The following is a 12,181-nucleotide window of genomic DNA, read 5'->3' as shown; positions in this document are numbered from 1 at the left end:
CAGCCGGAGGCTCGGCTCACGGCATGAGGCCATCGGCACCGCTGACGCACAATGGGGGCATGGCGGGTTCGGCGGAGAAGGCGCGGCACTGGCAGTACGCGGAACTGCCGGGTGTCGACCTGCTGCGGGCCCGATACGTCGAGAAGATCTTCGTGCGGCACACCCACGAGAACTTCGTCATCGCCGCCATCGCCGACGGGGTGGAGGTCTTCCACCACGGCGGCACCGACCAGTACGCGGGCCCGGGCACCGTCGCGCTGATCAATCCAGACACCCCGCACACCGGCCGCGCGGGCGTCCCCGAAGGCTGGCAGTACGGCGTGGTGTACCCGTCGCCGGAGCTGGTGGCCGAGATCGCCGCCGAGACCACCACCATCCGCGGCACCCCCGGATTCACCAGCCCGGTGCTCGACGACCCGTACGCCGTGAATCTCGTCCACCAGGTGCTCCGGGCCGCGGAAGAGGACAATGCGCTCGCCGCCGACACCCTGCTGCGGGTCGCCGTGACCCGGCTGCTGCGCCTGAACGGGGGCATACTGCCGCAGCGGGCCGTGCACACCGCCGGCGCCCGGATCGCGGCACGCGCGCGTGCTGTGCTGGAAGAGCGGATGGCCGATCCCCCGCCGCTGGAGCGGCTCGCCACCGACCTCGGCACCAGCCCGTTCGCGCTGCTGCGCGCGTTCCGCGAGGCCTACGGCATGCCGCCCCACACCTGGCTGACCGATGCCCGGGTACGCCGGGCCCGCCACCTCCTGGACAGCGGTTCCGCACCCGCCGAGGCAGCCGTGGCCGTCGGCTTCACCGACCAACCGCACCTCAACCGCCACTTCACCCGGATCGTGGGCGTGCCCCCGGGCGCTTACCAGCGGGAGCGCAAGAACGTACAAGACGGCGACGGGCCGCTGCTCCTACCGTCCGGGGTGTGGCAGAACAGACAGCTCTTGCAGAAGCACATGAAGAAGACGGTGGAAAACCCGACGCGGCCGTCGTCCGAGACGCTCTGGGAGTCGGGGTCGCCGTCGGACTGTCCGGTTTCGCCTTCGGGGTGACCTCGGCAGGCAGCGGGCTCACTCTGCTGCAGACCTGCGCGCTCAGCCTGCTGGTGTTCACCGGCGCCTCACAGTTCGCGCTCGTGAGCGCGCTCGCGGCCGGCGGGAACCCGCTCACGGCGGCCGCGAGCGCTTTCTTCCTCGGGGTGCGCAACGCGTTCTACGGACTGCGTCTGTCGCAACTGCTGGCCCTCCCGCGCGCGGTGCGCCCGTTCGCCGCGCAGTGGGTCATCGACGAGACCACGGCGGTCGCCCTCGCTCAGCCCACCCGTCGTAGCGTCCGCATCGGCTTCACGGTCACGGGGCTCACCCTCTACGTGCTGTGGAATCTCACCACGCTGCTCGGCGCTGTCGGCGCCGAGGCCATCGGAGACACCGATGCCTGGGGGCTGGATGCAGCAGGACCCGCCGTCTTCCTCGCACTGCTCGCACCGATGCTGAAGACCACCACGGAGCGTGTGGTCGCGGTTTTCGCGGTCCTTCTGGGCCTCGGTCTGCTGCCCGTGCTGCCCGCCGGGGTCCCCGTCCTGGTCGCCGCGCTCGCTGCTCCCGTTGCCCTCTACGTAGAGGGCCGCCGCAGTGCGAAGGCCGCCGACGAAGCACCAGGGGAGGACCGATGAATATCTGGATCGCGATCGGCGCGACCGCTGTCGGCTGCTATGTCGTCAAGCTCATCGGACTGCTGGTCCCCGCCGGCGTACTGGAGCGGCCGCTCGTCCAGCGACTCGCCGCACTGCTGCCCGTCGCCCTCCTTGCCGCCCTCACGGCTCAGCAGACCTTCGCCGACGGGCACGTCCTGGTGCTGGATGCGAAAGCAGCGGGGCTTGCCGCGGCCGCCGTCGCACTGATCCTGCGCGCCCCCTTCCTGCTCGTGGTCGCCGCGGCCGTGCTGGTGACGGCCGGGGTGCGGGCGATGACGGGGTGAGGTGCGGTGCAACAGGTTTCGTGGTGGAGAGGGGCGCGGCAGACCCATGGGCCGCCGCCATCGCCTTGGAGTCGGCGGGCCGTACGCCCTTGGCCCGTCGCGGCACCCGCACGGTCAGCCGATGGAGCGGCCGTACGCCCGTAGGGTGCGCAGCGCCTCGATCGTCACGATGGGGCGGCACTCCAGGGCCGTGCCCGGTGCCCACTGGCGCCAGCGGATCGGCCAGCCGCCGTCCTCCTGCTGATCGTTCGCCAGGTGGTCGAGTGAGCGCGTCATCTCCTCGTCGGTGAACCACGCGCGCGCGAGTGAGCCAGGGGTCTTCGCGTAGTCGTGGGGGAAATGGCGCTCACCGGGCGCGTATCCGGGCGCGACCGGGAACGCCTCCAGGCGCTCCGGGTCCAGCGCCGCGAGCCGGTGTTCGCGCACCAGGCGGCCCAGCCGGTCGGCGGCCGCCTCTGCGCGCGGGCGGTCGGGCGCGGAGTCGAGGAAGGTCACGGCGGCCTCGATCTCGTACGGATGTGACTTCTCCAGGGAGTCGATCGCCTGCCAGCAGAAGTCCGTCGCCCGGAACAGCCAGGCGTGCCACACCTCGTTGCGGTGCAGCAGGCCTACCACGGGCCCGGTGGCGAGAAGTTCGCTCGGCGGGTTGTCGACGACCGGCACGAAGGGAGCCGTCGGATAGCCGCGCTGGCTGGGATGGATCGTCGGCAGCGCGCCGTCCGGCGTCGAGACAGCGGTCAGATAGCGGCACACACGCTCCACGCGCTGTCCTCCACAGCGCCCGATCGAGTCGAGCACGCGCAGCGCGTGCCCGGTGTGCAGCGGCTGGCTGACAGGGCCGCGCAGATCGGGCTCCAGCGCGTGACCGTAGCCGTCGTCGTCATTGCGATAGGCGGCCAGCGCGGTCTCCACCGCGTCGGCGCCGCCGACATCGCTGTTCAGAAAGTGGTATTCGTAGCGGCGCTGCTCCAGCACGCGCGCGGTGAGCCAGACGAAGTGCTCGGCGCGCGCCAGCGGGGAGTGCGCCGGGGGCGTCGGGGGGAGTGGGGATGCTCCTGATTCGGCCATGGGTCCGACCGTAGGACGGAAAGCGGTCTCGGCAAGTGGTCCCGGCTCGGGCCCACCCTCAGGAGCGGGATACTGGAGTCATGCGGTTGACGGTCTTCTGGCAGCGGATGGCGGATCACTTCGGTGCGGGGTACGCCGAAACCTTCGCGCGCGATCACGTGATGACAGAGCTCGGTGGGCGGACCGTTCAGGAGGCGCTGGACGCGGGCTGGGAGGCCAAGGACGTGTGGCGCGTGGTGTGTGCGGCCGTGGATGTTCCGTACGAGAACCGCTGACGGGGCACGAAGATCCGGGGGCGGCGCTCGATTGTCGGTGGCGTGGGCGAGACTTGCTCCGTGGCCCCGACAGATGAGACCTCTCAGGTCGCCCAGCAGGCATCACCGTTCGGCACGACGCCGCCCGCCGGCCCCCCGGCCGGGGACGCCGTCGAGCAGGGCGGACGCATGCCGCGCTGGCTGCCGCGCGCCATGGTGCTGGCCCTCGCGCTCATCGCCGTGTTCCAGTTGGGCAGTTGGGCGTTCCACGAGCTCACCGGCCTGCTGATCAACATCCTCATCGCGTTCTTCCTGGCACTCGCCATCGAGCCCGCGGTGAGCCGGATGGCCTCGCGGGGCATGCGCAGGGGGCTTGCGACGTTCCTGGTCTTCCTCGGCCTGTTGATCTTCGCCGCCGGATTCGTCACCCTCCTCGGCTCCATGCTCGCGGGCCAGATCATCAAGATCGTCGAGGACTTCCCGGACTACCTCGACTCCGTCATCAACTGGGTCAACGCGCACTTCAACACAGACCTGAAGCGGGTCGACGTACAGGAGGGCCTGCTCCGCTCCGACTGGTTGCGCAACTACGTCCAGAACAGCGCCACCGGCGTCCTGGACGTCTCCGCCCAGGTGCTCGGCGGCCTCTTCCAACTGCTGACGATCACGCTGTTCTCGTTCTACTTCGCCGCGGACGGGCCGCGGCTGCGCCGCGCACTCTGCTCGGTACTGCCGCCCGCCCGGCAGACCGAGGTGCTGCGCGCGTGGGAGATCGCCGTGGACAAGACCGGCGGGTATCTGTACTCGCGCGGCCTGATGGCGCTCGTCTCCGGCGTCGCGCACTACGTTCTGCTGGAAGCCCTGACCGTGCCCTACGCGCCCGTGCTCGCCGTCTGGGTGGGCCTCGTCTCGCAGTTCATCCCCACCATCGGCACCTATCTCGCGGGCGCTCTGCCGATGCTGATCGCCTTCACGGTCGATCCCTGGTATGCGCTGTGGGTGCTGATCTTCGTCGTGATCTACCAGCAGTTCGAGAACTACGTGCTGCAGCCCAAGCTGACCGCGAAGACCGTCGACATCCACCCTGCGGTCGCCTTCGGATCGGTCGTCGCGGGCAGCGCCCTCCTCGGTGCGGTCGGCGCACTGATCGCCATCCCCGCGGTCGCCACGCTCCAGGCATTCCTGGGTGCCTATGTGAAGCGGTACGACGTCACGGACGACCCCCGGGTGCACGGTCACCGGGAACCGGGCTCGAGCCCCCTCTTCGCGCGGGTGCGGCGGTTGTTCAACAGGTGAGGACGGCCCGGACTCGGGCTCCTGTGCCGACGCCACGGTTGAGGTGCGAGGCCAGCGTTCAGCCGGTGTCGGAGCGCGAACGTACTCTCGGTGATGCCGCGTGGTGCGCTTGACACTAAAATCGAACATCCATTCTCATTGAGTCTCCGGCGGAGTTCTCTACGGGGATTTCGGCAGGGTTTTCACGGAGATGTGCCCGAGTTATCCACAGGCCGGACGGGCGTCGGAGCGCATTGTCAGTGGCAGGCGTTAGCGTCTTTGACGTGAAGCGATCGACTCAAGTAAATCGGGTGGAACCCATGGCAGGAACCGACCGCGAGAAGGCGTTGGACGCCGCACTCGCACAGATTGAACGACAGTTCGGCAAGGGCGCGGTGATGCGCCTGGGTGAGCGGCCGAATGAGCCCATCGAGGTCATCCCCACCGGGTCGACCGCGCTCGACGTCGCCCTCGGCGTCGGCGGACTCCCGCGCGGCCGAGTGGTGGAGGTGTACGGCCCGGAGTCCTCCGGTAAGACAACGCTGACTCTGCACGCGGTGGCGAACGCGCAGAAGGCAGGCGGCCAGGTGGCCTTCGTGGACGCCGAGCACGCCCTCGACCCCGAGTACGCGAAGAAGCTCGGCGTCGACATCGACAACCTGATCCTGTCGCAGCCGGACAACGGCGAGCAGGCGCTGGAGATCGTGGACATGCTGATCCGCTCCGGCGCGCTCGACCTGATCGTCATCGACTCCGTCGCCGCCCTGGTGCCGCGCGCGGAGATCGAGGGCGAGATGGGCGACTCGCACGTGGGTCTGCAGGCCCGTCTGATGAGCCAGGCGCTCCGCAAGATCACCGGTGCGCTGAGCCAGTCCGGCACCACCGCGATCTTCATCAACCAGCTCCGCGAGAAGATCGGCGTGATGTTCGGCTCCCCGGAGACCACGACCGGTGGCCGGGCGCTGAAGTTCTACGCCTCGGTGCGGCTCGACATCCGGCGCATCGAGACGCTGAAGGACGGCACCGACGCAGTCGGCAACCGCACCCGCGTCAAGGTCGTCAAGAACAAGGTCGCGCCGCCCTTCAAGCAGGCCGAGTTCGACATCCTCTACGGGCAGGGCATCAGCCGTGAAGGCGGCCTGATCGACATGGGCGTGGAGAACGGCTTCGTCCGCAAGGCCGGCGCCTGGTACACGTACGAGGGCGACCAGCTCGGCCAGGGCAAGGAAAACGCGCGCAACTTCCTCAAGGACAACCCAGATCTCGCCAACGAGATCGAGAAGAAGATCCTGGAGAAGCTGGGCGTCGGTGTGAGGCCGGAGAAGCCCACTGCCGAGCCGGGTGCGGACGCGGCGGTCTCGGTCGCATCGGACGGGGCCGCCAAGACGGTGCCCGCTCCGGCGGCCAAGGCCTCCAAGCCCAAGACCGCGGTGGCCAAGAGCTAGCCGATGACGCGACGAACCGACTGGGCCGAGTACGCCTACCCTGCTGCCCCGGAGGGGCAAGAGCAGGGGTACGACGGGGGCGTGGGTGGCTCGGCCGGAGATGGTGCGAGGGCGTACGGCGGTGGGACGTCCGGTGTCGACGGGTTCCACGGCGGCGATCCGGACGGCACGGGGGCGTTGCCGGAGAGTGGCTCACGGGGCGGCGAGGGCTTGCCTTGGGGCGACGGTTCGCCCAGCGGCGGCTCGCGCCGGGGCGGTGGCCGACGTGGTGACGGCGGGCCACGCGGTGGACGAGGGCGCCGGAGGCGTGGCGGTTTCGGTGAGCCGTCCGGCGACCCGCAGGACGGAGGTGCCCCTTCCTCGTCGAGGGCCGAGAAGGGGGAGCCCCCAGCGGACCCGGTTGAGCGGGCGCGGGCGATCTGTCTGCGCCTGCTCACCGGGACCCCGCGCACGCGGAAACAGCTCGCGGACGCGCTGCACAAACGCGAGATCCCCGACGACGTGGCGGAGAAGGTGCTGTCACGCTTCGAAGAGGTCGGCCTGATCAACGACAGCGCCTTCGCCGACGCCTGGGTGGAGTCCCGGCATCACGGCCGGGGCCTGGCCAGACGGGCACTTGTGCAGGAGCTGCGGACCAAAGGCGTGGACTCGACGCTGATCGACGAGGCGGTCGGACAACTCGACTCCGAGCAGGAGGAGGCGACCGCGCGCGAACTGGTTGCCCGCAAGTTGCGCTCCACCCGCGGTCTCGACCGGGACAAGCGTCTGCGGCGCCTCGCGGGCATGCTCGCTCGCAAGGGCTACCCCCAGGGCATGGCCCTGCGAGTGGTCCGCCAGGCGCTGGAGGAAGAGGGCGAGGACACGGAAGGTCTTGAGGACGAGGGGTTCTGATCCGGCGGAGGGCCGGTAAAGAACCGTAGGCACGACGTAAAGAACTGCACGTCGCACGCGAAGACCTCCACGTGCGACGTGCGGAACTCCGACCACATCAGTGCACTCGGGACGCGGACGAACCGGAAGGTGTGCCAGCGACTCGTGCCGAGCGAGCGCAGCGGCAGGGAAGAACTCCTCGTACGGGCTTCGGTCTACGGGCTTCGGACTAACTCGTCAGCGGAAGGCCGGCCGCCTTGTCTGGGCTTCGGACCAACTCGTCACCGGAGACCCGTCCGCCTTGTAGGGGCTACGGACTAGCCCGTCACCGGAAGCCCGGCCGCCTTCCAAGCCTGGAAGCCTCCGACCAGGTCGGTCGCCCGGTGAAGTCCCAACTGCCGCAAGGACACAGCGGCGAGGCTCGATGCGTACCCCTGGTTGCACACCACCACTACCCGCAGGTCGTGGCTCGTGGCTTCCGGGGCTCGGTGGCTGCCCTGGGGGTCGAGCCGCCACTCCAGTTCGTTGCGCTCGACGACGAGGGCGCCGGGGATCAGGCCGTCGCGTTCGCGGAGGGCGGCGTACCGGATGTCGACCAGGAGGGCCTCGCCGGCCTGCTCGGCGTCGTAGGCCTCCTTGGCCTCCACGCGGTCGAGCCCCTCGCGGACCTGGTCCAGCAACTCGTCCACACCCAGTGGGCGTTGAGCGGTCACTGCCAGTCCTCCGGGCGCTCGACCTGCTCCAGGCGCAGCACCTGACCCGTACGGCTGTAGCGGCGGATCCGGGGCAGCGGCGGGTAGTAGGCGTGGACCGAGATCGCGTGTTCCTCGGTGGACTCGTTGAGCACCTCGTGCACATGGTGGCGGCCGAAGGCGCGGCCCTTGCCGGCCGTCAACCGGCGCTCGCGGTCCACCCCTTCGTTGAGTTCGAGGGTCTTCCAGCCGTCGGTGGGAAGTCGAGCGGCGAGCGAGTACTCCTTGAGTTCGCCCGAAGCGGTGAGGAAGGCGCCGACCGAGTCGGCGTGGTCGTGCCAGCCGGTTCCGGTGCCGGGAGGCCAGCCGATGAGCCAGGCCTCGCTGCCTCCGGGGCCTTCGAGACGTACCCAGGTGCGGCCCTCGGGATCGAGCGGCAGCGAGGCGATCAGCTCGAGGTCGGCGGCGCTGCGGCGCACAAAGTCGAGCAGCTCGGCCTGGGTGGGAGTTTGCGGGGGAGCGGAAACAGAGGGTGACACAGACACACGTACCGTCCTGAGGGTTTCGCCTGGGAACCCGCGGCCATGAAGGGTCGGCTCACGCGGGGAGAAGGATGCGAATCAGCAGGACGAGTGACAGATGCAGCCCGCATAGCGGAGCAGGTCCATATGGACCCTCCGCCACAGGTGCACACAGGTATCGGTCACGATCCGGAGTACACCATGGCGGTGGAGAAGGGTCAACTGACAGTCACTATGTGGACCACCTGGTGTTCGACACCTCGGGGCAAGCGTGAGCGACCGCAGGATCAGTGCTCTGGGCGGCCTTGAGCGACCGTCCCATGGCCACCTCGGACGGCCTGGAGGGAACATCCGGATCAGCGTTCCCGGCGGGCTTCGGCGACCGCAGGATCAGTGCTCTGGGCGGGCTTGAGTGATCGCCCCATGACCACCCAGGGCGGGTTTGAACGACCGACCTTCCCAGGACCACTCCGGGCAGCCAGGAGGGACCGCCGCGTGAGAACCCCGGGGGGTGGAAGGACCGCCCGGATCAGCCCGTACTCGCCGTTGCCTCCGCCGTTGCGTCCGCCGTTGCCTCCGTCTTCGCCGGTCCGCCCAGCGTTGCCTCGGCCGCCGCGTACAGATCGGCCGGGCGGACCCCGCTCAACGCGGTGACCAGGTGTCCGTCGGGGCGGACGAGCAGTACGGTGTGTGCGGCCGCGCCGGGGTAACTCTCCGCGACCAGCAGTTCGGCCGGGTGCGGCAGGGCGGTCACGGCTGCCGCGAGCCGGGGCATGATTCCGGCCGTCACCCAGTGCTTGCGCTCCCACACGCCGGTGCCCGGTGCGATCAGCACGACCAGCAGCACCCCGCGCCCGAGCCGCTCCCGCAACGGTACGAAGGAGCCGTCCTCGGCCGTCACCCGTACGTCGACGACCGGCGCACCGGGCGTCGTGTCCACGGGAATCTCCGACTCGGCGTACGGAGGCGCGAGGGGTGAATCGGCGTACGCCCCCGGCGCGCCCAGCGGACCGCGCCCCAGGTGACCGTCCGTGAGGAGCGTGTCGTGTCCCCGGGCCGATCCGGGGACGTATGAGCGCAGTCCTCCGCCGCCGCGCAGCAGGGGCAGTGTCTGGTCGGCGGCCCGCAGTCGGCCGGCGACGACCGCGCGTCGCTCGGCCTGGTAGCTGTCGAGCAGCGCCTCGTGCGGCCCGTGATGCCAGGCCAGCGCCAGCTTCCAGGCGAGGTTGTCGGCGTCCCGCAGCCCCTCGTCCAGGCCCTGTGCGCCGAGCGCGCCGAGCAGGTGCGCGGCGTCCCCGGCGAGGAAGACACGGCCGGACCGCCACCGGCGGGCGAGGCGGTGGTGGACGGTGTGGACTCCGGTGTCGAGCAGCTCGTACGGAGGGGTGGAGCCGCCGCTCCAGCCTCCGAGGGTCTCCCGGATGCGCGCCACCAGCAGGTCGGGCGTGACCAGGTCCTTGCCCGGGGGCAGCAGCCAGTCCAGCCGCCACACGCTGTCGGGGAGGGGGCGTGCGGTCACCTCTCCGGCCCAGGGGCCCGACGTCCGCCACGGCGGCATCCGGTGCAACAACGCCTCGCCGGGCCAGGGAAGTTCCGTACGCAGCGCTGCTACGGCGTGTCGTTCGACGGCGGTACGGCCCGGGAAGCGGATGTCCTGGAGTTTGCGCACCGTCGAACGTGGTCCGTCGCAGCCGACGAGGTAACTGCCGCGCCACCAGGTGCCCTTGGGGCCGCGGGTGTGCGCGGTGATGCCGGAGGTCTCCTGCTCGACGGAATCGAGGCGGCTGTTCGTGGCGATCTTGACGAGTCGTTCGCCCGCGATGGCTCCGCGCAGGGCAGCGGTGAGGATGTGCTGGGCGAGGTGTAAGGGGGCGCCGAAGGGTTCGGCAGCGCCCGGAACGTCCGCACCGGCGGGGCCCACCGCGCGGCCCGGGCTCTCCACGTCCTCGGAACCCTCTTGACCGAACCTGATCTCGCGCATCACCTGCTTGCGCCGCATCGACCGCCATCCGGCCCAACGGAGACCGGTCTTGGAGAGGGGGGAACCCGTCAGCCGTTCAACGAGTGCGGCCGTGTCCTCGCGCAGAACCACCGTTCGCGCGGGGCGCTGTTCCTCCTTGCCCGGTCCTTCGTCCAGCACCACGGAGGGGACATCCTGGCGGGCGAGCGCAAGGGCGAGCGTGAGCCCCACGGGCCCCGCTCCTACGATGATCACCGGGTCCACGGCGCGGTGCCCCCTGCCCGGAGCGGAGCCCTGAGGGACGTACGGGAACAGGCAGGTGGAGCGGGGTGCACGATCACAGAACGTATGCAACCTATTGCCGGTGCTTGCGTCAAGTGACGGAGGCAGTGGCGATCATGCCACTGCCTCCGTGTCGTTCAAGCATGTCGTTCAGGCCACTTGACTGTACATCAGATCATTGGGGTGGCTTGTCGGTGAAGGTGAAGCCACTAGGGCCGCCGCCCTCGCCACCGGTCCCGAAACCGCCCCCCCACCGCGGCGGGGTTGATCTCCACCGCATCCTCGCCGAGGACCACGCCCGTGCCCTTCTTGCTGCGCCGCAGCCTGGCCTCCAGCCAACTGGCGAAGCTGGTGAGGATGAAGTTCACGATGATGAAGATGACCGCCACCACGATGAAGCTGGGGATGACGTTGGCGTAGTTGGCCGCCAGCGTGCTGCGCGAGTTGAGCAGCTCGGTGAAGCCCAGCATCACGCCGCCCAGCGCGGTGTCCTTCACGATGACGACGAGCTGGCTGACGATGGCCGGCAGCATCACGGTGACGGCCTGCGGAAGCAGGATGCTCGTCATCGTCTGGCCCTTGCGCAGACCGACCGCCATGGCGGCCTCCGACTGCCCCTTGGGCAGGGAGAGAATGCCTGCTCGTACGATCTCGGCGAGGACCGAGGCGTTGTAGAGCACCAGGCCGGTGACGACCGCGTAGAGAGGCCGTTCTTCGCTTCCGATGTCCGTGGAGCGGACGTAGAACTCGTTGGCGAACAGCATCAGCAGCAGGACGGGGATCGACCGGAAGAACTCGACCACCGTTCCGGCTGCGCCCCGCACCCATCGGTGGTCGGAGAGGCGCGCGATGCCGAAGAACGCGCCCAGCGGAAGGGCGATCACCATGGAGATCGCCGCGGCCTTCAGCGTGTCACCGAGGCCCGGCAGCAGGTAGGTCGTCCAGGCCTGCGACGTGGTGAACGGCTGCCAGAGGTCCCACTTCAGTTGGCCCTTGCCGTCCATGGTCTGCCAGATCCACCACAGGAAGAGGGCAAGCAGGACGAAGAAGATCACCGAGAAGATCACATTACGCCGCTTGGCGCGGGGACCCGGGGTGTCGTAGAGCACGGAGGTCATCGCTTCACCGCCAGTCGCTTGCTCAGCCAGCCGAGGATGAGGCCGGTCGGCAGGGTCAGTACCACGAACCCGAAGGCGAAGACCGCACCGATGGCGACCGTCTGAGCCTCGTTCTCGATCATTTCCTTCATCAGATAGGCAGCCTCGGCGACGCCGATCGCGGCCGCCACCGTGGTGTTCTTGGTCAGCGCGATCAGTACGTTGGCCAGCGGGCCGATGACCGAACGGAAGGCCTGCGGAAGGACGATGAGCCTCAGGACCTGACTGAAGCTCAGCCCGATGGCGCGTGCCGCCTCGGCCTGTCCCGGGGGCACGGTGTTGATACCGGAGCGCAGCGCCTCGCAGACGAAGGCGGCGTGGTAGCCGACCAGACCGAGTACGGCAAGGCGGAAGCCCTGGGTGTCGAAATTGTCGGGCGCTCCCATCGTCACGCCGAAGATGTCGGCGAGGCCGAGCGAGGTGAAGACGATGATGACGGTCAGGGGGATGTTCCGGACGATGTTCACGTAGGCGGTGCCGAATCCGCGCATGAGCGGGACCGGGCTGACCCGCATGGCGGCGAGCAGGGTGCCCAGGACCAGGGAGCCGAGGGCGGAGAGGGCGGTGAGTTTCACCGTCATCCAGAACGCCCCGAGGACGTCGTAACCTTCAAGAAAGTCGAACACGATCTCCCGCGCTTCCGGGTGTGGGGCTTACGTGGAGGGCATGGCGCGCCGCCGCCC

Annotated in this window: 13 protein-coding genes and 1 pseudogene; 7 read left to right on the top strand and 7 right to left on the bottom strand. The window is 69.3% G+C overall.

The genetic code is table 11. The features are described 5' to 3' along the window. Nucleotides 1–59 precede the first annotated feature (59 nt). Genes ACFWP7_RS37860 through ACFWP7_RS37850 form a run of 3 tightly spaced genes read left to right on the top strand, consistent with a single transcriptional unit; the run spans nucleotide 60 to nucleotide 1,974 of the window. On the top strand, nucleotides 60–1,049 hold the full coding sequence (locus ACFWP7_RS37860) for an AraC family transcriptional regulator (RefSeq protein WP_384391547.1): 990 nt from the start codon (nucleotides 60–62) through the stop codon (nucleotides 1,047–1,049). Then, nucleotides 1,001–1,669, top strand: a complete 669-nt coding sequence (locus tag ACFWP7_RS37855; RefSeq protein ID WP_384391590.1) for an AzlC family ABC transporter permease — start codon at nucleotides 1,001–1,003, stop codon at nucleotides 1,667–1,669. The genes ACFWP7_RS37860 and ACFWP7_RS37855 overlap by 49 nt, the downstream gene beginning before the upstream one ends. Then, a complete protein-coding gene (locus ACFWP7_RS37850; protein WP_384391544.1) occupies nucleotides 1,666–1,974 on the top strand; it encodes an AzlD domain-containing protein in 309 nt (102 codons plus the stop codon). Before ACFWP7_RS37855 ends, ACFWP7_RS37850 begins: the two co-directional genes overlap by 4 nt. A gap of 114 nt (nucleotides 1,975–2,088) precedes the next feature. Here ACFWP7_RS37850 and ACFWP7_RS37845 read toward each other — a convergent pair whose 3' ends face one another. After that, nucleotides 2,089–3,042, bottom strand: coding sequence for a hypothetical protein (locus ACFWP7_RS37845; protein WP_384391540.1), 954 nt, complete (start codon nucleotides 3,040–3,042; stop codon nucleotides 2,089–2,091). 80 nt (nucleotides 3,043–3,122) lie between these two features. On the opposite strand from ACFWP7_RS37845, the gene ACFWP7_RS37840 reads away from it, so the two are divergent. The 4 genes from ACFWP7_RS37840 (at nucleotide 3,123) to recX (ending at nucleotide 6,907) form a co-directional block, all read left to right on the top strand. Continuing rightward, a complete protein-coding gene (locus tag ACFWP7_RS37840; RefSeq protein WP_384391537.1) occupies nucleotides 3,123–3,317 on the top strand; it encodes a DUF3046 domain-containing protein in 195 nt (64 codons plus the stop codon). Between the two features lie 60 nt (nucleotides 3,318–3,377). After that, on the top strand, nucleotides 3,378–4,592 hold the full coding sequence (locus ACFWP7_RS37835; RefSeq protein WP_384391534.1) for an AI-2E family transporter: 1,215 nt from the start codon (nucleotides 3,378–3,380) through the stop codon (nucleotides 4,590–4,592). A 299-nt stretch (nucleotides 4,593–4,891) separates the two neighbouring features. Further along, a complete protein-coding gene (recA, locus tag ACFWP7_RS37830; protein WP_384391532.1) occupies nucleotides 4,892–6,016 on the top strand; it encodes a recombinase RecA in 1,125 nt (374 codons plus the stop codon). 3 nt (nucleotides 6,017–6,019) lie between these two features. Next, nucleotides 6,020–6,907, top strand: a complete 888-nt coding sequence (gene recX / locus ACFWP7_RS37825) for a recombination regulator RecX (protein ID WP_384391529.1) — start codon at nucleotides 6,020–6,022, stop codon at nucleotides 6,905–6,907. Nucleotides 6,908–7,203: 296 nt separating this feature from the next. Here recX and ACFWP7_RS37820 read toward each other — a convergent pair whose 3' ends face one another. From ACFWP7_RS37820 to ACFWP7_RS37795, 6 genes and pseudogenes are all read right to left on the bottom strand, one after another. Next, nucleotides 7,204–7,599, bottom strand: coding sequence for a rhodanese-like domain-containing protein (locus tag ACFWP7_RS37820; protein WP_384391526.1), 396 nt, complete (start codon nucleotides 7,597–7,599; stop codon nucleotides 7,204–7,206). Then, nucleotides 7,596–8,123 (bottom strand): cysteine dioxygenase, encoded by a 528-nt coding sequence (locus ACFWP7_RS37815; protein ID WP_384391523.1) that lies wholly within the window; start codon nucleotides 8,121–8,123, stop codon nucleotides 7,596–7,598. Before ACFWP7_RS37815 ends, ACFWP7_RS37820 begins: the two co-directional genes overlap by 4 nt. Nucleotides 8,124–8,198: 75 nt before the next feature. Further along, a complete protein-coding gene (locus tag ACFWP7_RS37810) occupies nucleotides 8,199–8,450 on the bottom strand; it encodes a putative leader peptide (RefSeq protein ID WP_384391520.1) in 252 nt (83 codons plus the stop codon). Between the two features lie 178 nt (nucleotides 8,451–8,628). Then, nucleotides 8,629–10,323, bottom strand: a complete 1,695-nt coding sequence (locus ACFWP7_RS37805; protein ID WP_384391517.1) for an FAD-dependent monooxygenase — start codon at nucleotides 10,321–10,323, stop codon at nucleotides 8,629–8,631. Between the two features lie 193 nt (nucleotides 10,324–10,516). Then, nucleotides 10,517–11,459: pseudogene (locus ACFWP7_RS37800) on the bottom strand (amino acid ABC transporter permease). Then, nucleotides 11,456–12,124 carry an amino acid ABC transporter permease gene (locus ACFWP7_RS37795; RefSeq protein ID WP_384391514.1) on the bottom strand — a complete coding sequence of 223 codons (669 nt, stop codon included), beginning with the start codon at nucleotides 12,122–12,124 and terminating at the stop codon, nucleotides 11,456–11,458. Before ACFWP7_RS37795 ends, ACFWP7_RS37800 begins: the two are co-directional and overlap by 4 nt. Nucleotides 12,125–12,181 lie beyond the last annotated feature (57 nt).

The organism is Streptomyces sp. NPDC058470, assembly GCF_042721055.1.
Lineage (GTDB): Bacteria > Actinomycetota > Actinomycetes > Streptomycetales > Streptomycetaceae > Streptomyces.
Note: the sequence above shows the minus strand (reverse complement) of the source record. Positions and strands in the feature narration are given on the sequence as shown.

What these genes read in the sequence shown, in the direction of transcription:
- recX (WP_384391529.1), top strand. Translation starts at nt 6,020, where the DNA reads ATGACGCGACGAACCGACTGGGCCGAGTACGCCTACCCTGCTGCCCCG.
- ACFWP7_RS37810 (WP_384391520.1), bottom strand. Translation starts at nt 8,450, where the DNA reads ATGTTCCCTCCAGGCCGTCCGAGGTGGCCATGGGACGGTCGCTCAAGG.
- ACFWP7_RS37840 (WP_384391537.1), top strand. Translation starts at nt 3,123, where the DNA reads ATGCGGTTGACGGTCTTCTGGCAGCGGATGGCGGATCACTTCGGTGCG.
- recA (WP_384391532.1), top strand. Translation starts at nt 4,892, where the DNA reads ATGGCAGGAACCGACCGCGAGAAGGCGTTGGACGCCGCACTCGCACAG.
- ACFWP7_RS37860 (WP_384391547.1), top strand. Translation starts at nt 60, where the DNA reads ATGGCGGGTTCGGCGGAGAAGGCGCGGCACTGGCAGTACGCGGAACTG.
- ACFWP7_RS37845 (WP_384391540.1), bottom strand. Translation starts at nt 3,042, where the DNA reads ATGGCCGAATCAGGAGCATCCCCACTCCCCCCGACGCCCCCGGCGCAC.
- ACFWP7_RS37850 (WP_384391544.1), top strand. Translation starts at nt 1,666, where the DNA reads ATGAATATCTGGATCGCGATCGGCGCGACCGCTGTCGGCTGCTATGTC.